The sequence below is a fragment of the Nocardiopsis potens DSM 45234 genome, assembly GCF_000341105.1.
Classification (GTDB): domain Bacteria; phylum Actinomycetota; class Actinomycetes; order Streptosporangiales; family Streptosporangiaceae; genus Nocardiopsis_A; species Nocardiopsis_A potens.
In genome coordinates, this window is record NZ_ANBB01000061.1 from 22,482 (window position 1) to 43,446 (window position 20,965).

19 protein-coding genes are annotated in these 20,965 nt (G+C 73.8%); 7 read left to right on the forward strand and 12 right to left on the reverse strand.

Annotated features, from left to right (window positions below; translation table 11 throughout):
- Positions 1–215: 215 nt before the first annotated feature.
- Positions 216–2,795 (forward strand): penicillin acylase family protein, encoded by a 2,580-nt coding sequence (locus tag D459_RS0124310; RefSeq protein WP_040710961.1) that lies wholly within the window; start codon positions 216–218, stop codon positions 2,793–2,795.
- A gap of 106 nt (positions 2,796–2,901) precedes the next feature.
- On the opposite strand, the gene D459_RS0124315 is transcribed toward D459_RS0124310, so the two are convergent.
- A complete protein-coding gene (locus tag D459_RS0124315; RefSeq protein WP_017595608.1) occupies positions 2,902–3,933 on the reverse strand; it encodes a methyltransferase in 1,032 nt (343 codons plus the stop codon).
- Between the two features lie 132 nt (positions 3,934–4,065).
- Here D459_RS0124315 and D459_RS0124320 point away from each other — a divergent pair, with 132 nt between their 5' ends.
- Positions 4,066–5,559 carry an FAD-dependent monooxygenase gene (locus tag D459_RS0124320; RefSeq protein WP_081620693.1) on the forward strand — a complete coding sequence of 498 codons (1,494 nt, stop codon included), beginning with the start codon at positions 4,066–4,068 and terminating at the stop codon, positions 5,557–5,559.
- Positions 5,560–5,579: 20 nt separating this feature from the next.
- Positions 5,580–6,371, forward strand: a complete 792-nt coding sequence (locus D459_RS33850; RefSeq protein ID WP_017595610.1) for a MerR family transcriptional regulator — start codon at positions 5,580–5,582, stop codon at positions 6,369–6,371.
- Positions 6,372–6,478: 107 nt separating this feature from the next.
- Here the strand turns inward: D459_RS33850 and D459_RS0124330 are convergent, their stop codons facing one another.
- The 11 genes from D459_RS0124330 to tvaA all read right to left on the reverse strand — a co-directional run bounded on the left by D459_RS0124330 (position 6,479) and on the right by tvaA (position 16,642).
- The gene (locus D459_RS0124330) at positions 6,479–7,480 is read right to left on the reverse strand and encodes a T3SS effector HopA1 family protein (RefSeq protein ID WP_017595611.1); all 1,002 of its coding nucleotides are present in this window, start codon (positions 7,478–7,480) and stop codon (positions 6,479–6,481) included.
- Positions 7,477–8,604, reverse strand: coding sequence for a phosphotransferase family protein (locus tag D459_RS0124335; RefSeq protein ID WP_017595612.1), 1,128 nt, complete (start codon positions 8,602–8,604; stop codon positions 7,477–7,479). The genes D459_RS0124330 and D459_RS0124335 overlap by 4 nt, the downstream gene beginning before the upstream one ends.
- On the reverse strand, positions 8,601–9,509 hold the full coding sequence (locus D459_RS33855; RefSeq protein ID WP_017595613.1) for a C1 family peptidase: 909 nt from the start codon (positions 9,507–9,509) through the stop codon (positions 8,601–8,603). Before D459_RS33855 ends, D459_RS0124335 begins: the two co-directional genes overlap by 4 nt.
- The gene (locus D459_RS0124345; RefSeq protein WP_017595614.1) at positions 9,506–10,360 is read right to left on the reverse strand and encodes a phytanoyl-CoA dioxygenase family protein; all 855 of its coding nucleotides are present in this window, start codon (positions 10,358–10,360) and stop codon (positions 9,506–9,508) included. Before D459_RS0124345 ends, D459_RS33855 begins: the two co-directional genes overlap by 4 nt.
- Entirely contained in the window at positions 10,357–11,046 is a 690-nt protein-coding gene (locus tag D459_RS32635) for a TfuA-like protein (protein WP_017595615.1), read from the reverse strand. Before D459_RS32635 ends, D459_RS0124345 begins: the two co-directional genes overlap by 4 nt.
- Complete coding sequence (locus tag D459_RS0124355) at positions 11,047–12,402, reverse strand: YcaO-like family protein (protein ID WP_017595616.1); 1,356 nt, start codon at positions 12,400–12,402, stop codon at positions 11,047–11,049. It lies immediately after the preceding gene.
- Positions 12,402–13,622 carry a 50S ribosomal protein L11 methyltransferase gene (locus tag D459_RS0124360; protein WP_017595617.1) on the reverse strand — a complete coding sequence of 407 codons (1,221 nt, stop codon included), beginning with the start codon at positions 13,620–13,622 and terminating at the stop codon, positions 12,402–12,404. The genes D459_RS0124355 and D459_RS0124360 overlap by 1 nt, the downstream gene beginning before the upstream one ends.
- A complete protein-coding gene (locus D459_RS32640) occupies positions 13,609–14,277 on the reverse strand; it encodes a flavoprotein (protein WP_017595618.1) in 669 nt (222 codons plus the stop codon). Before D459_RS32640 ends, D459_RS0124360 begins: the two co-directional genes overlap by 14 nt.
- Complete coding sequence (locus D459_RS0124370) at positions 14,277–15,203, reverse strand: phosphotransferase (protein ID WP_017595619.1); 927 nt, start codon at positions 15,201–15,203, stop codon at positions 14,277–14,279. Before D459_RS0124370 ends, D459_RS32640 begins: the two co-directional genes overlap by 1 nt.
- Positions 15,200–16,201, reverse strand: a complete 1,002-nt coding sequence (locus D459_RS0124375; protein ID WP_017595620.1) for a T3SS effector HopA1 family protein — start codon at positions 16,199–16,201, stop codon at positions 15,200–15,202. Before D459_RS0124375 ends, D459_RS0124370 begins: the two co-directional genes overlap by 4 nt.
- 216 nt (positions 16,202–16,417) lie before the next feature.
- Positions 16,418–16,642, reverse strand: coding sequence for a thioviridamide family RiPP peptide (gene tvaA / locus D459_RS0124380; protein ID WP_017595621.1), 225 nt, complete (start codon positions 16,640–16,642; stop codon positions 16,418–16,420).
- A gap of 379 nt (positions 16,643–17,021) precedes the next feature.
- Here tvaA and D459_RS0124385 point away from each other — a divergent pair, with 379 nt between their 5' ends.
- The 4 genes from D459_RS0124385 to D459_RS36215 all read left to right on the forward strand — a co-directional run bounded on the left by D459_RS0124385 (position 17,022) and on the right by D459_RS36215 (position 20,879).
- A complete protein-coding gene (locus D459_RS0124385; RefSeq protein WP_026120726.1) occupies positions 17,022–18,272 on the forward strand; it encodes an activator-dependent family glycosyltransferase in 1,251 nt (416 codons plus the stop codon).
- A 15-nt stretch (positions 18,273–18,287) separates the two neighbouring features.
- Positions 18,288–18,587: a hypothetical protein gene (locus D459_RS0124390; protein ID WP_017595623.1), complete on the forward strand. Its 300-nt coding sequence runs from the start codon at positions 18,288–18,290 to the stop codon at positions 18,585–18,587.
- A 58-nt stretch (positions 18,588–18,645) separates the two neighbouring features.
- On the forward strand, positions 18,646–19,491 hold the full coding sequence (locus tag D459_RS0124395; RefSeq protein WP_017595624.1) for a hypothetical protein: 846 nt from the start codon (positions 18,646–18,648) through the stop codon (positions 19,489–19,491).
- 659 nt (positions 19,492–20,150) lie between these two features.
- A complete protein-coding gene (locus D459_RS36215) occupies positions 20,151–20,879 on the forward strand; it encodes an LmbU family transcriptional regulator (RefSeq protein WP_169558472.1) in 729 nt (242 codons plus the stop codon).
- Positions 20,880–20,965 lie beyond the last annotated feature (86 nt).

A 20,965-nucleotide genomic window follows, 5' to 3' on the forward strand; every position in this document is an offset into this window, starting at 1 on the left:
CCACCCGGATGACCGTTCTCGGCCAACGCACACCGTTCCGGCGGCGCCCGCCGCGGCACCACCTCCCGGAACTAGGGGCAGAGCAGGCCGCCCCGGGCGGGAGGGAGTGCGATCGGACCCGCCCCGGACGTCGCACCGCAGGCCCGCGCCACCGGCGGCCCGGAGGCGGGCCCCTCGCGGGGATCTTTCCGACTGGTCGGTCTAAACTCGCCGGTATGGCCCGTGTCACACCCCGCGTGAAGCGGTGGATCATCATCCCCCTGTCCGTTCTCCTCTCCCTCGGGCTGGTCGCCGCGGGGCTCGGGTATTGGACCGTTCGGCGTGCGTTTCCCCAGGTCGATGGGGAGATGGTGGTGCCGGTGCTGGACGGTGAGGCCACCGTGCACCGGGACGCCGACGGGGTTCCGCAGATCTATGCCGACACCCCCGCGGACCTGTTCCGGGCGCAGGGGTTCGTGGACGCCCAGGACCGGTTCTGGCAGATGCACTTCAACCGGATGACCACCGCCGGGCGGCTGGCCGAGCTGTTCGGCGAGGAGCAGGTGGAGACCGACGTCTACCTGCGGACGCTGGGCTGGCGGCACGTCGCCGAGCAGGAGTACGAGCTGCTGGAGCCGGAGACCCGGGCCTACTTCGACGCCTACGCCGAGGGGGTCAACGCCTACCTCGCGCAGCGCGAGACCGGGGAGCTCGGGCTGGAGTTCTCCGTGCTGGGCGCGATGAACGGCGGCGCGGAGGTCGAGGAGTGGACCGCGGTGGACAGCCTCGCCTGGCTCAAGGCGATGGCCTGGGACCTGCGCGGGAACATGGAGGACGAGATCGAGCGGGCCGGCCTGCTGGCCGCCGGGATCGACCGGGAGCGGGTGGAGGAGCTCTACCCCGCCTACCCCGAGGAGGAGCACCCGGTCATCGTCGAGGACGGCGAGGTGCGCGGCGGCGCCTTCGAGCCCGGGGAACCGGAGGAGGACGGCGGGGACGGCGCGGACGAGGCGCAGGCCCCCGCGCCCCCGGAGGGGGCGGCGGCCGCCCTGGAGCGGGTCTCCGACGGGCTCGGGTCCGTCCCCGAGCTGCTCGGGCCGTCCTCCCCTGAGCTGGGCTCGAACTCCTGGGTGGTCTCCGGGGAGTTCACCGAGTCGGGGATGCCGCTGCTGGCCAACGACCCGCACCTGGGGGCGCAGATGCCCAGCGTGTGGCACCAGACCGGGCTGCACTGCACCGAGGTGTCCGCGGAGTGCCCGTTCGACCTGACCGGGTTCGGCTTCCCCGGCCTGCCCGGGATCATGATCGGCCACAACGCCGACATCGCCTGGGGCTTCACCAACCTCGGCCCCGACGTCGCCGACCTCTACCTGGAGCGGATCGAGGGGGACGCCGCGATCGTCGACGGCGAGGAGGAGCCGCTGGAGACCCGGACCGAGACCGTCGCCGTGGCCGGCGGGGAGGACGTGGAGTTCACCGTGCGCTCCACCCGGCACGGGCCGCTGCTCTCCGACGCCGAGGCCGCCGCCGACCTGCGCGCGTTCGGTGAGAACGCGCCGGTGGACGCGGACGGCGAACCGGTCGGCGAGGCCGAGGATGCCTCCTACGGGGTGGCGCTGAGCTGGACCGCGCTGGAGCCGGGCGGCACCGCCGACGCCATCTTCGCCATCGCCGCCGCCGGCGACTTCGCCTCCTTCCGGGAGGCCGCCCGCTCCTTCGAGGTGCCCGCGCAGAACCTGGTCTACGCCGACACCGAGGGGAACATCGGCTACCAGGCGCCGGGGGTGATCCCGGTGCGCGGCGAGGGCGACGGCCGCTGGCCCGCCCCCGGCTGGGACTCCGACTACGACTGGGACGGCACGGTCCCGTTCGAGGAGCTGCCCTACGCGGAGAACCCCGCGTCGGGGATGATCGTCACCGCGAACCAGGCCGCGGTCGGCTCGGAGTACCCGCGGATGCTCACCGCCGACTGGGACTACGGCTACCGGGCGGCGCGCATCCGCGACCTGCTGCAGGAGGCGGCCGCCGAGGGCGGGCTGACCGCGGAGGACATGGTCGCGATCCAGATGGACGCGGAGAACGGCGCCGCCCGCGCGGTCGTCCCGCACCTGCTGGAGGCCGGCGCCGAGGGGACCGCCGCCGAGGCCCGCGACCTGCTCGCCGACTGGGACTTCCAGCAGGACGCCGGCTCCGCGCCGGCCGCGTTCTACAACGCCACCTGGAACCACCTGCTCGACCTGCTCTTCGACGAGCTCGGCCCGGACCACCGGATCGACGGGGGCTCCCGCGCCTGGCTGGTGGTCTCCCGGCTGCTGGAGGAGCCCGGTTCCGCGTGGTGGGAGGGGTCGGAGGCGAGCGGGCGCGACGCGGTGCTCTCCACCGCGATGCAGCGGGCCGCCGACGAGCTGTCCGACCGGCTCGGCCCCGACCCCGCCGACTGGCGCTGGGGCGACCTGCACACCTTCACCCCGGTGCACCCCTCGTTCGGCACCTCCGGCATCGCCCCGGTGGAGTGGCTGTTCAACGGCTCCCCGGTGCCGGCCTCCGGCGGCTCCAGCACGGTCAACGCCACCGGCTGGGAGCGCACCGAGGGCTACGCGGTGTCCACCGTCCCGTCCATGCGGATGGCGATCGACCTGGCCGACTTCGACGCCGCCCGGTGGATCGACCTGACCGGCCCCTCCGGGCACGCCTTCCACCCGCAGCGGCAGAACATGACGGAGAAGTGGGCCGCCGGGGAGACGGTCCCGATGCCGTTCACCCCCGGCGCGGTTGCGGAGGCCGCGGAGGACACCCTGGTGCTGCGCCCCGAGTGACGCCCCGAGTGGCGCCCCCGGGCGGCGGGCCGCGCCGGCCCGCCGCCCGGGGCGCGCGCCGGGGCGGTGCGGCGGTGTCCCGCCGGCGGGACGCCGCCGCACCCCGTCAGACCGGGGTCCCGTGCACGATCGAGTACTGCGGGAACTCGGAGAGCGGGACGACCCGGTCCAGCCGGAAGCCCGCGGAGGCCAGCAGCGCCTCGTACTCCCGGGCGCTGCGCTCCTTGCCGCCCGTGGTCACCAGCATCTCGAAGTCGCCGATGACCGCGATCGCGTCGTCGGGGGTGACCCGCTCGGGGACGATCGGGGCGACGATGAGCAGGCGCCCCTTCCGGTCCCCCAGCGCCTCGCGGCACTTGCCCAGGATCCTCAGCACGTCCTCGTCGTTCCAGTCGTTGAGCAGGTTCTTGAGCAGCACCGCCCCCTCGAACTCGGGGACGGAGTCGAAGAAGCTGCCCGCCCGGACCTCGCAGCGGTCCGCGACGCCGGCCGCCTCCAGCACCGGCCCGGCCTCGGCCACCACGTCGGGGAGGTCGTAGAGCACGCCCCGGATGCCGGGGTCGGCGGCCAGGATCGAGGAGAGCAGGACCCCGCTCCCGCCGCCGACGTCCATGACCGCCCCGTCCCCGGAGAAGTCGCAGTCCTTGACGATGGCCGGCGAGATCAGCCCGCTGTTGCCCGCCATGACGCCGTCGAACGCGCGGCCGAACTCCGGCTCCTCCTCCAGGTAGTCGAAGAGGCCCTTGCCGTTGGCGGCCCGGAACGCGTCGCCCCCGGTCCGCACCGCCTCCTCCGTCCCCGACCAGGCCCGCCAGATCCCCGGGGAGGCGGCCATCAGCGCGTACGGGCGGACCGACCCCTCCACGTCGGACCGGAACCAGCGGCCCGCCTCGGTGAGCCGGTACTCCCCCGGGGCCGCCTCCTCGGTCAGGCCGATCACCACCAGGGCGCGGAGCATCCGCTGCAGCGGCCCCTCCGCGCAGCCGAGCTCCTCGGCGACCTCCCCGGCGGGCCGGGTGCCCTCGCCGAGCGCGTCCGGGACGCCGAGGACGACCGACGCGCTGACGATGCGCGAGGTGATATAGCCGAAAACCAGCGACGGAAGAAGGGATTTGATATCGAATTCAGTGTCGGCCATGACACGACTCCCCTGACAATGAAACGGTCACCACATGTTCCGGAAACCGGATGCTAGCATCGCGACCATCAATTCATCAGACCCGGAGCGGGAAATCAAGACGCGCTCCGCAATTGCAGAGCAGGGGTTCTTTTGAGCGACATCGACCGCGCCCCCACACTGATCATCGGCGCAGGTCCGGTCGGGCTCGTCCTGGCACTGGCCCTGTCCCACCAAGGAATCCGCAGCACCATCGTGGAGCGCGATCCCGACGCGGTCCGCGAATCCCGCGCATTGAATTTCTGGCCCCGCACCCTGGAGACCTTCCGCAATCTCGGTTTTCTCGGCGACTTGATGGAGAGGGGAACGTTCGTCACCCGGCTGGAGCCCCTCGACCCGCGCAGCGGGCGCCCGCTGCTGCGCCTGGACTTCACCGGGCTGGAAGAGCTCTCACCGGTTTCGGGGACGCTGATGTGCCCGCAGAACACCGCCGAGGAGGTGCTCCGGGAGCGGGTGGCCGGCGACCCGCTCATCACCGAGGTCGCCGGCGAGTGCGTCCGCATCGAGCAGGACGCCTCGGGGGTGTCGGCCGAGGTGGAGCGGGACGGCCGCCGGCTGCTGCTCACCGCGGACTACCTGGTCGGGACGGACGGCGCGCGGAGCACCGTGCGGCGCTGCGCGGGCGTCCCGATGGAGGGGGAGACCAGCGACGACCGGATGCTCCTCTCCGACGAGCTGATCTCCCCCTCCCCCGAGGGCTGGCTCCGGTTCGCCCTGGACGAGCCCGGTTTCCTGGTCGGCATCCGGTTCGGCCCGGAGCAGTGGCGGATCATGGGGAGCACGCCCCCGGAGGGGGCCGACGAGGAGGCCGCCGCCCGGCACCGGGTCCGGGCGCTCTTCGGGGACGTCTCCTCGACCACCACCTGGGCCAGCACCTTCAACGTGCACCGGAGGGTGGCCGGCCGCTACCGGGTCGGCCGGGTCCTCCTCGCGGGCGACGCCGCCCACCTGATCAGCCCGATCGGCGGCCAGGGGCTCAACGCCGGCATCAACGAGGCGGAGAACCTGGCCTGGAAGCTCGCGGAGGCCTTCGCCGGGGGCGACGCCGACCTGCTCCTGGACAGCTACGAGGAGGAGTGCCGGGGGCTGATGACCAGCAGCATCTCCCAGCAGATCGACGCCGGCACCCGGGCCGAGATGTCGACCCCCCGGTGGGCCAAGAAGCTGATGGTCAAGGGGCTGTCCGTGGCCATGTCCTTCCCCCGGATGAACCTGAGCATGGCCCGCAGCCTGTCCATGCTCAACTCCGCCTACCCCTCGTCCGGGTCGCTGATGGTCGGCGACCACGGCCTGGTCGGCTCCCGGCTGAGCGACCCGCGGATCTCCGGGGAGCGCCGGCTCAGCGACTCCCTGGCCGGCCGCGCGGCGTTCGTGCTCTGCGGGCGGGGGCCGGACCTCCCCTCCGCCGCCGGCCTGCCGGTGGTCCGGGTGCCCGACCCGCCCGGGCAGTGGGGGCTGCGCGGCGAGAGCGTGCTGGTGGTGCGCCCGGACCGGCACGTCGGGGCGATCGCCCCCGCCGACATGGGGGCGGAGGACCTGAACACGCTCTCCCGGATCGTCCTCGGCCACCAGCGGGCCGCCGCCTAGCGGCATGGCCATAATGGGGCATGCTCACCATTGGAGAGGCCGCCCGGCTCCTCGGAACGACACCGCGCACCCTCCGCTTCTACCATGAGCGCGGCGTCGTCCCCGAGCCCGGCCGCGACGAGCTGGGCCACCGCAGGTACGACATCGGGACCGTGCACACGCTGAAGCGCGTCCTCGCCCTCCGCGAGCTGGACCTGCCCCTCGACCGGTGCGCCGAGCTCCTCGACGCCGACGACGAGGACCTCGGCACGGCCCTCCGGGAGTGGGAGGAGGAGATCGCCCGGCAGCAGCGCGAGCTCGAGCAGCGGCGGCTGATGATCGCGCGGCTGCGGGCCGAGCACGACCGGTCCGGCGAGGAGAGCGGCGGCCCGGTCTGGACCGGGTGGGCGCACGTGCTGGCCGAGCACGGGGTCGCCCCGGACCTCATCGACCAGGAGCGGACCGCGGCCCAGCTCCTCTCGCTGATGGTGGAGGAGGAGTCCTCCCTCCGCCCGCCGTCCCCCTCCCCCGGCGGCGGCGCCGGCCCGGGCGGGGAGGGGATCGGCGGGGTCATGGCGCGCTTCGTCGACCTGGCGCACGCCGACCCGGGCCGCGCCGAGACCGACCGGCTCGTCGACGACCTGGTAGAGCTGGCCCGGCCGCTCATGTCCGCGGTGCCGGCCCCGGAGTCCGCCGAGGCCGCGGGGAAGCTCGCCTCCGGGCTCCTCGACTCCTTCCCTCCCGCGCAGCGCCGCGTCATCCGCGCGGTGATGCTCCGCCTCGGCGGCGAGGGCGAGGGGGCGGAAGGGGGCGGGGCGCGCCCCGCGCCCTGACCGGGCCGCCCCGCGCCTTCCCCCGTGTTGATCTTGGACTTGTCGACCGGTCCCGCTCCGCGGACCTGCGCAGGTGAGCACTCCTTGACCGGTCGACAAGTCCAAGATCAACACAGAGGCGGGGCCAGCCCGGGTTCGAGGTAGGGGCGGTGCGGGTCCACCCCTGCGGCCCGCAGCGAGGCGAGGACGCCCTGGAGCCGGTCGGCCGGGGTGCGGGCGCCGGCCCGCCAGGCGGCCACCAGGCCCCGGGCGACCAGCGCGGAGCGGCCCCGGCCGAAGCTCGGGGAGCCGGGGCGGGCCCGGTCGACGGCGACCGCCCACCCCGGCCGCACCCGCAGCGCCAGGCAGGGCGCCTCCCCGGACAGCGCGTCCGCGAACCGCTCGCACACCGCGGCGACCGCGCCCCGGGCCCGGTCCCATTCGGCGACCGGGAGGTAGGCGACCGCGGCGTCGGCGCGCTCGTACCCGTCCGGGTGCGAGGCGAGCTTCAGCTGGAAGCGGGCGCCCAGCGCGTTCAGCTCCCCGGTCAGCCCGGCGGTGAGCCCCGCGGCGGCGTCCGCGGCCGGGCGGAGGTAGCAGCGGACCACGTCCTCGGGGCGGGGGCCGCCGGTGCAGGCGTCGCCCACCACGAGGAGGCGGCCGCGCTGGAGGTAGCGGCGGTAGGGCGGGAAGCGCACGGCCGCCTCGCCGCCCGCGCGCAGCCGTCCCGCCCAGCGCAGCCCGGAGCGGTGCGCGCGCAGGCGCAGCCCGTACCCGGCGAGGTCGGCGCGGTCGCCGTCCACCGCGGCCACGCCGAACCCCTCCACCAGGTACCCCTCGCCGGCGATGCCCGCGATGAGCTTCTCCGCGAAGCCGGGGTCCTCCCCCCGCCAGAGCGCCCCGCGGGCGGGTCCGCCGGAGAGCGCCTCGACCAGCCCGCGCCGGTCCCGGGCGTGGTAGTGGAGGTAGAGGACCGTGGTCAGGAACCGCTCCGCCCGCTCGGCGGAGCCGGCCTCCCCGGCGCCGTCCGGCACGGGGAGCCGGCCGAGCTCGGTGTGCGCGACCGCGTCCGCGCCGAGGACCCGGGTCTCCTCCGCGATCCGCTCCAGGGCCCGGAGGGGCGCGCTCACCGGAGCAGTCCGGGCCCGAAGAGCGTGTCCGCCATGGCCTCGGGGTCGCGCAGGATCCGCTGCCCGACGCGGAGCGAGAGCCTGCCGATCTCGCCCAGCGAACCGATCCGCTCCACCCGGAACAGGGCGCTGAGCAGCTGGATCAGCCCGCAGAACCGGACCGCCCGGGCCACCTCGGCGGCCGGCAGGTCCCGGGTGAGCCGGTACCCCTGGACGACCCGGGCGGCGCCGGCGGGCCGGGCGGCCCCGCCCGCCCCGGACGCGTCCCGCAGGTGGCCCGAGACCATGTGGCCCAGGACGTGCCCGAGGTCGTAGGCGGGGTCCCCCAGCCCGGCCATCTCCCAGTCGATCAGCGTGACCGGGTGCTCGGCCGCGCCGGTGGCGTCCAGTAGGACGTTGTCCGGGCTGAGGTCGAAGTGGACCAGGGTGCGGGCCCTCCAGGTGGACCGCAGCTCCAGCAGCTCCGGCTCGACCTCCTGCAGGGAGGCCGCGTAGTGGTCGAAGTCGAGCCCGCACCCGTGGGCGTACTCGTCCGGGGTGAGGTGGAGGCCGTCCGGGATGGGGACGTGCGGGCGCCACCCGGGGTCGTCCCGGACCTCGGCGGGGACCGGGAGCCCGTGCAGCAGGCCGAGGACCGCGCCGAAGTGGAGCAGGTGGGCGCCGTCGGCCCCGCCCGCGCTGCGGGACGCCTCCGCCATCGTCTCGGCCCCGGGCACGGCCTCGATGACGGTCAGGCCGTCCGCGTCGCCGCCGAGCAGCCGGGGCAGCGCCCCGCGCAGGACCGGGTCCTCCGCCGCCGAGTCGAGCATCTCCAGGGTGCGGCGCTCGTTGTCGCTGTTCAGGTCGGCGTCGTAGTGGGGCCACTTCACGATCAGCGGAGGGCCGTCGGCGAACTCGGCGCGCACCACCGGGCGCCGGGCCGTGTAGCGGTGGGTGCGCAGGACCGGCCCCCGGGCCGCCCCTGCGGCGCGCAGCCGCTCGCCCAGCTCGGCGGGGTCGATCTCGTCCTCGGCGGAGCTCACCACGGCGTCGGTGCCCGGGACGACGTCGGCCGGCGGGTAGCGCACCCCCATGATCCAGCGCCGCAGGGAGCTCTCGTCCTCGGCCTTCAGCGACGGGGTCACTCTCTTTCGCCTCCACTCGCGGCGTGCACCGACGCCTTCTCGGGTTCCTCCGGGAGCGCCCCCGGCACGCCGGGGACGATCCAGCTGTCCTTGACCAGCCCCTCCCGCACCAGGGCGTAGGGGATCCGGCCGTAGCCGAGGTCGCCCCAGCCCGGGCCCCAGCTGTTCTGGAAGCGCAGCGCGCCCTCCCCCGCCGCCCCGGCCGGGCGGGCGGTGTCGTCGTAGCCGGACAGCAGGACGGCGTGCCTGGCGACCAGGGGCTCGCCGGGGCCGGGCGGTACGACGTCGCCGGTGCCGAACGACAGCAGGATGCTCGGGTGGAGCGGGATCTCCAGCGAGACCGGCAGGCCCAGCGCGAGCGCGGTCCGGATCGCGTCCAGGTAGGCGGGGCAGGGGCCGGGGCAGCGGTCCAGCCTGCCGTAGTGGGGCTGGCGCCACTCCCGCGCCCGCTCGAAGCACCCGGCCGGGGGGTCGGTGTCCAGCCGGTCCGGGTCGAAGGGCCAGTGCTCCTCCTCGACCAGGCCGTACTCGCTCCACGCGCGCAGGGCGTGCAGCGTGGTCGACCCCCAGCGGTCGGGGCTGCCGCTGTAGCGGCGCGAGGTCCGGTAGTTGAACAGCAGCGACGGGGTGCGCGCGCGGCCGCGGCGGCGCTCGGCGTACCCGGCGAACCCGGCGACGACGGCGGCCGTGCACAGCGGGCGCTCCGCCTGGTCCGCGACGCCGGGCAGCCAGGCGCTCAGGTCGGCGCGGGGCGGCGGGGCGCCGCTCCACCGCGCCCCGGGCGGGCGGGCCCAGGCCAGGGCGGCGGCCCGGTCCGCGAGGGCGCGCGCCGCCCGCGCGGTGGCGCACGGCGGGGCGGCCCCGCCGTGCGCCACCGCCGGGCCGGGCCCGTCGGCGGCCGTCACCCCGGCCCCGGTGCGCCGGCCGTTCCCTCCCTGGTGCGCTCCACCCGCAGCCGGGTCGCGGCCATGGCGCGGCGCACCTCCTCCTGGCCGAAGCCGGCCTCGGGGGCCTGCTCGGGCCGGAACCGGCCGTGGTCCGCGCCGCTGACCAGCAGCGCGCTGTCCGGGGTCGCGGGCACCACCTTCGGGGAGACGTAGTCCACCGCGAAGTTGAGCCGGTCCTCGCCGCTGGTGTTCTCCCCGGAGCAGTGCGCCACCAGCATGCTGTGCATCGACGCCTGGCCGGCGCGCAGCTCGACGGCGACCTCGCTGCCCGGGTCGATGTCGATGCGCACCTCCTCGCCGCGCATCTTGTCGGCGAGGGTGTCGCCGCCGAAGGCGTGCTCCTGCGGGCCGAGCAGGTGGGAGCCGCGGGAGAAGCGCAGCGTCCCGTTGGCCTCGTTGGCGGGGGTGAGGGCGACCCAGACCCGGACGGCGTGCTCCTCGACGCCGTCGAGCCCGTAGTAGACGGAGTCCTGGTGCCAGGCGAGCGAGGAGCCGCCGCCGGCCTTCCGCTGGAACAGCTCGCTCCCCCACACCAGCACGTCCGGGCCGATCAGGCTGCGCACCGCCGCCAGGATGCGCTCGTTCCGGGCGATCTCGTAGGCCCACATGTTGAACAGGTGGATCTTGGGGAAGTAGCGGTACACGGAGAGGAACCCGCCGACGCGGTCGACGATGCCCAGGTACTCCTCGCAGTCGGCGCGGGCGGCCGCGGCCTCCTTCTCGGTCAGCGGTTCGATCGGGAAGTGGAAGCCGTCCCGCCGCATGGCCGCGACCTCTTCGGGGGCGAGCCCCTCCCCGGCGGCGGTCACGACGGCACCTCCTCGGCGGCCCGTGCGGCGCGGTCGGCCTCGACCGCCGCGTTGAGGGCGAGGATCAGCTCCTCGGCGTCGCGGTGCTTCTGGTCCGGCACGTCCGGGCCGGTGAGGAAGGCGAACAGGCGCGCGTGCTCCTCTTCGGGGAGCTCGCCGCGGGTGGCCAGCCTCAGGTTCGGGTAGCTGCGGTCCGGGAAGTACATCGCCTTGGCCGCGGCCAGGACCTTCTCCGCGGTGGCCGGCGAGGCGTGCCCGGCGGCGACGGCCTCGGCGACGGCGACGCGGATGTTGGCCATCGGCTCCGAGATCGGCCTCAGGGTGTCCGACTCGTAGCTGATCGCGACCTCGTCGTCGGCGTAGAGCACGCCGTCCCGGTACATCCGGAAGATCTCGCCGATGCCGGTCATGCCGAACGGCGCGCACTCGGTCCCGCGCAGCGCGCCCATGCTGGAGGCGCCGTAGACCGAGATCCCCCGGTAGATGCAGTTGAGCACCTCCTTGGGCGCCACCGAGAGCGCGTGCAGGAACTGGCCGTCGACGATGCCGATGTGCCGCGGCGGCTCCGGGCGGTTCATCAGCTCGGGCAGGTCGCCCCGTTTGATCGGGGGCCGGATCTCGCCGCCGAACAGCGATCGGACCTTCTCCATCGGCATGCTCGGGCCGATGAACAGTACGGCTGTCATTCACACACCCTCTCGGACTGGTTCTTCCGCCTGGTCGCACGCGCGCCGGATCTCGCCGAGCGTCCCCTCCCACAGCCGCGCGGCGCGCGGCCCGAGCTTGGTCCGGTCGATGATCCACGACTCGATGCCGGGGACGATCACCCTGACCACGCTCACCGGGACCCCCGGGGGCGAGAGGTCCACCACGACCACCCGGTCCAGCCCCCGCTCGCGCAGGCGCCCCATCATCAGGTCGATGTCGGCGACGATGTCGTCGGAGGGGTGGTGCGGCAGCTCGTCGAAGCGGATCAGGCTCTCGGAGGGCTTGAACGCCCAGGCCTCCTTGTTCACCTGGCCGCTCCGGCGGACGTGGAAGAAGAACTTCTCCACCTCCTCGCCGGGGAGGGTGATGTCCTCGCGGAGCGCGTTGATGTCCACGGCGCGGCTCTGCGCGACCTCGCACAGGGCCCGGCAGACCGCGGTCTCGGCGTCGGGGTGGGTGCCCATGCCCATGTGGCTCTGCGAGAAGGTGTTCGCGATGTTCTCCGCCACCAGCGCCAGCACGGTGCACACGCCCGTCTCCGAGCTCACGTCCTTCAGCGACACCTCCAGCCCGGCGTCCCGGTACATCTGCACGTACCGCTGCGCGCTGGGCGGGAGGGTGTCCAGGTCGACGTTGCGGTGGCGCTCGTGCAGCCAGCGCAGGACGGGCCCGGTGGCGGAGCCGAAGGTGCCCCTGCCGACCAGCCGGCTCATCCGGTTGCCGATGAGGTCGGCCATGGTCCAGTCGTCCCGCTCGATCAGCTCGCACAGCGCGTGGCAGACCGCCTCCTCCACGGAGTTGCCGGAGGCGATGCCGTTGGTGGTGCCGAGGCGGTGGCTGGGCACCTCGTGGTAGCGGGAGTAGTAGCCGGCCAGGTAGAGCGGGACCAGCACCTCCTCGTCCCGGGCCAGGTCGTGCCCCTTCACCCAGGAGATCGGGGTGTCGGGGCCGCAGACGTGGAACGGCTCCAGGTTGACCTCGTCGGGGGCGACGATGGCGCGCCCGGCGGCGCGCAGCTCGCCGACGCTCGCGACCTCTTCGGGCCGCATCGGCAGCGCCGCGGCGAACCGCTCGACCGCCTCCATGATGGCGGAGGTCTTGGCGGCCAGGTCGGTGCCGCCCTTGCCGTTGTACACCGAGATCATGTCGTGCGAGGAGGGGCAGATGGTGTTCCAGACCGGGATGCCGATCCGGTCCAGCCCGGTGATGTCGGACAGCCGGGTGATGCCGACCCTGCGCATGTGCGGGACCACCCGCTCGTAGGTGGTCTCGACGGCCACCTCTCGGTGCGCGCCGACCCCGTCGATCTTGGGGATCCGGTTCCGGAGCTTCATCAGGAGGCCTTTCCGCTGTCGGCGGTGCCGGCGCGGGCCAGGTCGACCCGCCCCTCACCGGCGTAGTCGAATCGGATGTCGATCTGGTCCCCGGGGCGGACCGGGACGGCCTCGGGCAGCAGCCACACGCAGCTGTACCAGTGGCTCTCCGGGCCGCCGGTCCACGGGGAGGAGGTGAAGTCGACCGAGGGGGAGAGGGAGGCGCGGAAGTGGACCACCACGCCGTTGGCCCGCCCGGCCCGGGTCGCGGTCAGGGTGCGCCGCTCGGAGAGCCGCCGGGGCGGCTCGGACAGGTCGACCTCGTAGAGGGGGTCGGCGCCGCTCAGCGCGGTCCAGGTGCCGACCGTCTCCGGGCGCTCGTAGAAGGAGGAGGACCGCCCCTGCTGGGCGTCGCGGAACGGCGCGAAGTCGATGCCGTACCACCGCCGCCACCGGTCCAGCTGCGCTTCGTCGATGCGCTGCGCGGCGACCGCCTCGTCCGGGACGTCGACGAGCGTGGCCAGGCCGTCCAGCCGGCCGGGGAGGAGGCGGGCGTCCGGGGTGAGCAGGCGCCTGCGGGCGTCGTCGACGGTCTCCCAGATGAGCATGTCCATCGCCTCGTTGCCGACGATGTCCGTGGTGAGCAGGGTGGCCTTCTCCGGGAGCCGCAGGGAGTGCGACCACTCCTGGAGGAACTCGATCCGGTCGGCGACCCCGTTGTGCACGGCCAGCTTCTCGGCCAGGTGCACCATGCCGGCGGGTTCGACCGCGTAGACCTTGCGGGCCCCGCTCTGCGCCGCGGCGATGGCGAGGATGCCGCTGCCGGTGCCCAGGTCCAGCACGACGTCGTCGGGGCGGACCAGCTCCCGGACGGCCTGGACGAAGGCGGGCTTGCGGATCGTGTCGTTGAGGATGAACTGGTGCACGTAGGAGGTGTCGTAGCCGTACACCGGCCCCTTGGAGAACCGGGCGTCGGGCTCGGTGCGCACCACCCCGCCCTCCACCAGCTGGGAGGCGGTGGCCAGGATCAGCTCGGTGCTCCTGGCGCCGGTGATCCGGGGGGCGCAGAACCGCAGCAGCTCGGTGACGGTGCGGGGCGAGCGCAGCGCGTCCAGGACCGACAGGGTCTCGGGGCCGAGTTTGAGGACGCGCCCCTGGTGGTGGAGGCGGACCGACCCGCCGGAATCCACCCGGAGGTCGAGCTCCCGCTCCCGGTACAGCCGCGTCTCAGGGGTGAGCATGGGCGGTGGTCTCCTTCGCTGGGCTTCCGTCGTCCGGGGGTCCGCCGTCCGGGGGTCCGCCGGCGGAGGGGGCCGGGGTGCGGGCGGCGACCGCCTTGGCCAGGGCGCGGACCACGATGGGGCGGAAGTCGCCCATGGAGCCGGTCCCGCGCCCCTGGTCGGCGACGACGAGCCCGGCCTTGGGCTCGACCACGTCCACCCCGTCCTCCCTGAGCCGGGCGATGTTGCGCTGCACGGCGGGCTTGGCCAGCATCGCCCCGTTGGTCGAGGGGACGGCGATGACCGGGACCTCCGCCGCCAGGACGACCGAGGTGAGCAGGTCGTCGGCGATGCCGTTCGCCGCCTTGCCCAGGAAGTTCGCGGTCGCGGAGAGCACCAGGACGACCTCCGCCCAGCGGGCGAGCTCGACGTGCGGGACCGCGAGGCCGGTGTCGTCCCAGCCGGTGAGGACCGGGTGCGGGGTGAACGGCCGGATCGCGCCCGGGCCGATGATCTCGGCGGCCCTCCGCGTCATCACGACGCGGGGGACCACACCGGTGAATCCGCTGAGCGGGAGCCAGGCCAGGATGTGCGGGACGGCGACGGCCGACACCGACCCGCAGACCCCGATCAGCAGCCTGACCTCCTCGCCTTCGGCGGGGGCGGCCTCGGTCATCAGGTTGTTCCTCCCTCGGTTGCGGTGAGCAGGGCGGCGAACGGGCCGTCGCAGCGGAGCAGCAGCCCCAGCGGCCCCCTGGTTCCGCCGCCGAAGACGGCGTTCAGGGCCATGTGCTCGGTGATGCGGTGGGCGGCGGCGTACCGCAGTTCGGCGCGCTCGGCGGCGGACGGCGGCCGCCCGGCGCCCCGCCCGTACCCCGCGAGCAGGGCTCGGCCGAGGCCCAGCAGCCGCCGCCGGCGCCCTTCCTCGGCGGCCCCGGCGAGTTCGACCAGTTCGGCGGCCATGAACGCCAGGTCGGCCATGGGCCGGCCCCACCCGGCCTCCCGCCAGCCGAGCAGCGCCGGCGCGTCCCCCGGGACCACCAGGGCGGTGGAGAACCGGCCGTGGACCAGGGCGGACGGGCCCCGGGCGGGCGGGGCCGCCAGGGCTTGGGCCAGCGCGGGCCCGGCCCGCTCGGCCAGGAGGCCGCGGATGCGGTGCACGTCCGCGGCGGGCCCGGGGAGGGCCCCGGTCCACGCCGCCCCGCGGGTGCGGTCCGGCAGCCCGGGCGGCACCCGGTCGGGTGCCACCCGGTGCACCGCGGCCAGGAGCCGGCCGAGCCCCTCGAAGGCCCGCTCGGCGCCGGCCGGGGGCCCCTCCGGGGCGGTGAGGTCGTCGAACAGCAGCGCGCGGGTGGGCACGGCGGGCCACACGGCCCGCTCCGGCGCCCCGGGGTCGGGGATCCGCGGCACCAGGCACCCGGCCCGGCCGGGCAGGACGCGCTCCAGCGCGCGCAGCCGGTCCTCCGGCAGGTAGGCGGTGTGGTCGCCGCGGACGGTCTCCTCCCACACCTGCTCCGCGCCGGTCCCGGCGCACCTGCGGGCGGCGATCGGGCCGTCCAGGACGCGCGGGGCCCGCACCCCGGGCGCGGCTCCGGTGCTCATGCCACCTCCCGGCCGCTCGGTCGGGCGGGGCGGTAGGGCTCGCGGACGTCCAGGCCCTCGGCGGCGTAGCGGCGCTCGATCGCGGCGAACCGCTCCTCCGGGCCGTCGGCGCCCGCGGTGTAGGCCTCGATCAGGGCGTCGGCGATCAGGGTGGCGTGGAACTGGCCGTAGCTGACCGCCCCGGGCCCCGCCGCGGCGGCCGGCTCCGGGGCGTCGTGCCACCCCCTTCCCCGCCGCCTGGCCAGGGAGGGGCCCTCGTCGCGCAGGTCGGCGGCGAAGTCCGCGTGCACGGCCTGCAGCAGCGGGGCGGCCCGGCGCTCGTGCCGCTCGCCGACGTAGAACACGAACGGGTCGAGCCGGTGGTAGCCGCTCGGGGAGTTGAGGAGCTTGAGCTGCCAGGGGAAGGCGAACCCCGGGTCGCCGACGAAGCGGCGGAGCAGCCGCACCGCCGCCTCCGCCCCGGAGGGGGTGAAGTAGTGCCGCCGGAGCGGGCCGTCGTCCTTACCGGGCGGGCCGGCCTCCGACAGGGCCGTGAACCAGCGGGCCTCGGTGTAGTGCCGGTGGGCGGGCAGCCTCAGCCGCACGCCCTCCCCGCCCGGATCCGGGAGGACGTCGGCGGGGTCGGCCCTGAGCCGGACGCCGTTCCGCCGGACCTCGACCCGGCCGCCCTCCTCGGAGGCGATGCTCCAGCCCCGGCTCAGGAAGGTCCGGCCGGCGCTGATCTCCCGCAGCCGCCTGCCCAGTTCGGGGGCCTCCCAGTCGGTGACCGCGGTGACCCGCCGGACGCCCTGCATGAGGATCGCCGCGGCCTCCAGGTCCCCGCAGTAGTAGTGGAGGTAGAGGAACCTCCAGAGGTGCTGGCGCACCGGGAGGTCGCCGCGCAGGTCCAGCACGCGGACGGGGGCGTTGGAACCATAGGAGGCCTGCTCGAACAGGTCGGGGGAGACCACCTTCACCTGTTCGGCGATGCTTCTGAAGACTCTCTCGTACCGGTCCACGGAACCCCATCGGTCTGTACTTGGTGTGCTGGCCGCGCCGGGTGCGCGGGCGGTGTGCGCGGGCCGGGGCCCGGGTGTGCTGCGGGGCGGTGCCGCCCCGCAGCACGGCCCGGGCCCGGTGCGCGGTGCTCACCGAGGGTTCGGGGGCGCGGTGCCGGCCCGGCCGGCGCCGCAGGTCATGGTGCCCCGCCGCCCTCGGTGGTCACGCCGGTCCGATCAGCAGTGCGCGGCCACGGAGGCGGCGGCCGCCATGACGGACCCCTGGGCGTCCTCGTCGGCGGAGATGCCGCTCTTGGACTCCAGCAGGGTCTGCAGCTCGGCCTCGTCCAGCCCGGTGAGGCTGGACAGGTCGAGCGCCTCGCCCTGGTCGGCGACGACCTCGGCCTCGGCGGCCTTGATCTGCGCGGCGAGCTCTTCGATGTTCTGCGTGACGGCAGGCATTCCTACCCCTTTCCTTTGGTGGTGCTTTCATCGCCGGCGGTCGCTGTCTCCGACGACTCCAGAACATTAGCCAGGCGGTGCGAACGCCAGTCAAGACGATTTCCGCCTTTCCCGGCAGCACCCCCGAAAAAACGCGCACCCGGGCGGGCGCACACCCCGAAGCTCCCCTCTGATCAGCCCTGACGGCCCACCGCCAGTGTCCCGCCAGCGGTACAGCCGCCGCGGCGAAGGGCCGTCGCAGAACAGCGGAAAGCAGGTTTGAAAAAGAAGGGATAACAGCGTTCCGCACCCCGAACGCCTTTTTCGTGCCGACCCCGGAGACATTCGGTGCACCCCCTGGTAGCATCCACCGGCCTTCTAGACGTCTGGAGATGCCGCCATGCGCGTGTTGTTCACCAGTTACGCCGAGCCTTCGCATTTTCGGAATATGGTCCCGCTGGCCTGGGCGTTCCTCGCGGCCGGGCACGAGGTGCGGGCGGCGGGCCCGCCGGAGCTGATGGAGACGGTCACCGGCGCCGGGCTGACCGGGGTGCCGGTGGGCCGGGACAGCGTCATCCGGTCCTTCCTGGGGCGCCGCCCCCACCTGTCCCGGATGACCCGCGCGGACGACCAGCCGCCGTTCGGCCGGGGGGACGCCCCGGAGGAGGAGATCGGCTGGGAGTACCTGCACTCGGGGTACGCGAACTCGGTCAACTGGCTCTTCCGCATGGTGAACGACCCGATCATCAACGACCTGGTGGAGTTCACCCGGGAGTGGCGGGCCGACCTGGTCGTGTGGGAGCCCGGCACCGTCGCTGGGGCGATCGCGGCGAAGGCCGCCGGGGCGGCGCACGCCCGCATCGTCCTCGGCCTCGACTTCTACGGCCGGATGCGCGAGCTGTTCGTCAAGCGCCGCGACGAGGAGGCCGGCCGGCCCGACCCCCTGGCGGAGTGGATCTCCGCCCGGGTGGGCAGGTTCGGCGGGGAGTTCTCCGAGGACATGACCACCGGTATGGCGACCGTCGAGCAGTCGCCCGAGGCCATGCGGATGCCCACCGGGCGCCCGGTCGTCCCGGTGCGCTACGTCCCCTACAACGGGAGGTCGGAGGTGCCCCGGTGGCTGTGGCGGGCCCCCGAGCGCCCCCGGATCTGCTTCAGCCTGGGCGGTTCGGTCAAGGACCCGGTCGCGCCCTCGGCGGTGCGCATCCCGGAGATCCTGGAGGCCCTGGCCGACCTGGACGCCGACGTCGTCGCGACCTTCCCCGCCGAGGACGTGGGGCCGCTGCCCGCCAACGTGCACCCGGTGGGCTTCGTCCCGCTGAACGCGCTGCTGCCGCACTGCTCGGTCTCGGTCAACCACGGCGGCTTCGGCTCGCTCAGCACGGCGCTGATCAACGGCCTCCCCCAGCTCGTGATCCCCGAGTTCTTCGACGCTCCGGCGAAGGGGCGGCGGATCTCCGCGCTGGGGGCGGGGCTCACCCTCACCGCGGAGGAGGCGACCGGGGACGCGGTCCGCAAGAGCCTGGAGGAGCTGCTGGCCGGCCCCGGCTACCGGGCCCGGGCGGCGGAGCTGCGGGAGGCGTCGGAGCGGATGCCCTCCCCCGCCGAGGCCGTCCCGCGCCTGCTCGGCCTGGCCGGCGAGCGGATCTGAGAGGAAGGGAGAACCATGGGCACGACCGACAGCGGCGTCCGGGCCAGGGTCCGGACCCTGGCACTGGACGTGAAGGACATGACCGTCGGCCTGGAGCCGGGCGAGCGGGAGGCGCCCGGAGGGGCGGGGCTGGCCGCCCTGGACGAGTTCGGGCTGGTCCACCTCGTCCTCTACATCGAGGAGGAGTTCGACCTGGCGGTCCTGGAGCGGGTCGGCTCCGCCGACTGGGCGACCTCCGACGACATCGCCGACTTCCTCGTCCGCGAGTTCCCGGAGCTCGCCGCCGCGGCCGCGGAGGGCCCGGACTTGCCCTGACGCGGCGTGAAGCCCTCAGTGTGGGGTCCGACGGACTCCGCTTCGAGACGAGGGACTCATGCTCCGCCACCCCCGGGTCGCCGCCTTCCTGCGCTGGCTGCCGTTCATCATCATCGCCGCCAACCTGTTCCTGGTGTTCGCGGGCGTGGTGAACGTGGCGCAGGCCGCGGTGCTGATCGCGGTCCTGGAGGCGTGCCTCCTGGGGGTGGTCATCGCCGAGTTCGCCGCCATCCGCATCGCCTTCCGCAAGGCCCGGGCCCGCGGGGCGAGCCGCGTCCAGGCCGCCATGGCGAGCCTGGACGCCTGCCTCCCGCCGAGCGTGGCGTTCCTGGTCAAGCAGGAACTGCTGGTGACGCTGGCCTTCCCCCGCCTGTTCCGGCGGCGTTCCCCTGACCCCGGGACGACCGCTCTCCCCTCCTCCGGGCCGACGGGCGCGATCTCGATCGGCATGCTGGCCGTCACCGTGCCCGGCTGCGCGCTGTCCCTGCTGTTCGTCGGCGGACCCGACTGGCTCCGCTGGGTGCTGTTCGGGGTCTCGCTCTACTTCGCCTTCTACGCGGTGGGCCTGTGGGCGCTCTACGACTCCAACGGGCACCTGGTCGGCCCGCGGACGCTGCGGGTGCGGCACGGGGCCACCACCGACGTGGCCTTCCCGCTGGACGAGGCGGCCTCCGTCCGCGTCTCCCCCGAGGCGCACCGGAGCGGGCCGGTCTCGGTCGACGGCGGCACCCTCACCGTCACCATGTTCGGCAGGACCAACGTCGCCGTCGAGTTCGCCTCCCCCGTTCCGGCGGTCTTCTTCGACCGGGACGAGGCCGCGGTGACCCGGGTCCGGTTCTTCGCCGACTCCCCGGAGAGGGCCGTCGCCGCCATCGAGGAGCGCCTCTCCCGCACTTCCCGGTGACGCGCCGGCGCACCGGTTCCCACCGCTCCGATCCGAGGGAGGAAATGCGCCTGCGGCGGAGGCGCGAAGTCGGGCCGGCTCCCCCGTCCCGACTCGATTGAAAAAGCGTTCGGATTCATCCGCCCGCTCATATTACCGGGTTTCCGAGGGTCGTCCGTGCACATCGCTCCGCCTTGCCGGTGCGCATTGGACAGCGAATGCGACCCTCGCGCATTCCCATGCGCATTTACGTTTTCAAACCGCCCTGGAAGTGCTCGGCAAGGGAGTGCAACCGCAACCCCTAGAGTCGGGGCGCCCCCTGGAATAAGGGCCCCTATTTTCCACTCGGTGAATCTAGGGGGAACGGCGGTCCAGGCATGCCTCACACTCGGTAGCGGCCTTTGATTAAGAACGTTTTTGCAGTTCGCACGGGAGATTTCGGCACTTGGAGAAGGCGATGTACCACAACGTGGAACCGACTGGAAGCCCGGTGGACAAATCGCCGCCGGCTCGGCCAGACTTGCCCGTGGCCCGACCCCGGACGAGCATCCTCTAGACACGGTCGCAGTTGATTTGTATAGTTCAACAAAAATCCGGGATGTCCAGTTTGGGAAGATTGCCATTGACTGTTGTCGCGAACAGGCGACCCCCGACCCGCAATAAAGGGAATGGTGATGTTATTGTCTCGGTCGAGCTCGAGCGGAGTCCGTGTCCCAAGCGATGTCGACTCGGGCTTCTCCGATGTTAACTCCAATGATGTTTTCTGGGAACCGCCCGCGGGGGATTCCCTGTCCTCATTCCTCGGCAAACTGGGGGTCGATTCGACCGGCCTCCTCGCCGGCACTTCGCTGATAATTCCGCAGCAGCTCTCCATCGAGGAGTGGGAGGAGCTGGGCGACCGGCTCTTCGCCTGCTGGGAGTCGATGAGCTGGTGGATCGGCGACTGGCTGGTCTACGGGCAGGACAACTACCCCGACCGCTACAAGGTGGCCGTCCAGAGGACCGGGCTGAGCTACCAGACCCTGCGGAACTACGCCTGCGTCGCCCGGAAGTTCGGCACCGACCGGCGCCGGCAGGGCCTGAGCTTCCAGCACCACGCCGAGGTGGCCGGCCTGCCCCCGGAGGAGCAGGACCGCTGGCTGGACCGCGCGGCGAAGTTCGCCTGGTCCCGGAACGAGCTGCGCCGCCGGATCAAGGCCTACCAGCTCAACGGCGCCAAGGGCGAGTCCCGCGACGTCCGGTTCCAGGTCCAGGCCAGCCCCGACATGAAGCAGCGCTGGGTGATGGCGGCGAAGGCGCACAACGAGAGCCTCGACTCGTGGATCGTCAAGGTCCTCAACCAGGCCGCGTCCGCCGTCGGCGAGTACGGCCCGGCCCCCGTGCCGGCCGACGGGCCCGCCGGCGGCTGACGGCCGGCGACGAGCATCCGCGCCGGGCGCCGGACCCGCCGGGCGAGGGGGCGGAGCGGCCCGGTCCCCCGGGCCGAGCGGTTCGA

Coding starts and splice junctions, on each gene's coding strand:
- D459_RS0124390 (WP_017595623.1), top strand. CDS start 18,288: ATGGGCACGACCGACAGCGGCGTCCGGGCCAGGGTCCGGACCCTGGCA.
- D459_RS0124395 (WP_017595624.1), top strand. CDS start 18,646: ATGCTCCGCCACCCCCGGGTCGCCGCCTTCCTGCGCTGGCTGCCGTTC.
- D459_RS0124360 (WP_017595617.1), bottom strand. CDS start 13,622: ATGCTCACCCCTGAGACGCGGCTGTACCGGGAGCGGGAGCTCGACCTC.
- D459_RS32635 (WP_017595615.1), bottom strand. CDS start 11,046: ATGACAGCCGTACTGTTCATCGGCCCGAGCATGCCGATGGAGAAGGTC.
- tvaA (WP_017595621.1), bottom strand. CDS start 16,642: ATGCCTGCCGTCACGCAGAACATCGAAGAGCTCGCCGCGCAGATCAAG.
- D459_RS0124370 (WP_017595619.1), bottom strand. CDS start 15,203: ATGAGCACCGGAGCCGCGCCCGGGGTGCGGGCCCCGCGCGTCCTGGAC.
- D459_RS32640 (WP_017595618.1), bottom strand. CDS start 14,277: ATGACCGAGGCCGCCCCCGCCGAAGGCGAGGAGGTCAGGCTGCTGATC.
- D459_RS33850 (WP_017595610.1), top strand. CDS start 5,580: ATGCTCACCATTGGAGAGGCCGCCCGGCTCCTCGGAACGACACCGCGC.
- D459_RS0124310 (WP_040710961.1), top strand. CDS start 216: ATGGCCCGTGTCACACCCCGCGTGAAGCGGTGGATCATCATCCCCCTG.
- D459_RS0124385 (WP_026120726.1), top strand. CDS start 17,022: ATGCGCGTGTTGTTCACCAGTTACGCCGAGCCTTCGCATTTTCGGAAT.
- D459_RS0124355 (WP_017595616.1), bottom strand. CDS start 12,402: ATGAAGCTCCGGAACCGGATCCCCAAGATCGACGGGGTCGGCGCGCAC.
- D459_RS0124315 (WP_017595608.1), bottom strand. CDS start 3,933: ATGGCCGACACTGAATTCGATATCAAATCCCTTCTTCCGTCGCTGGTT.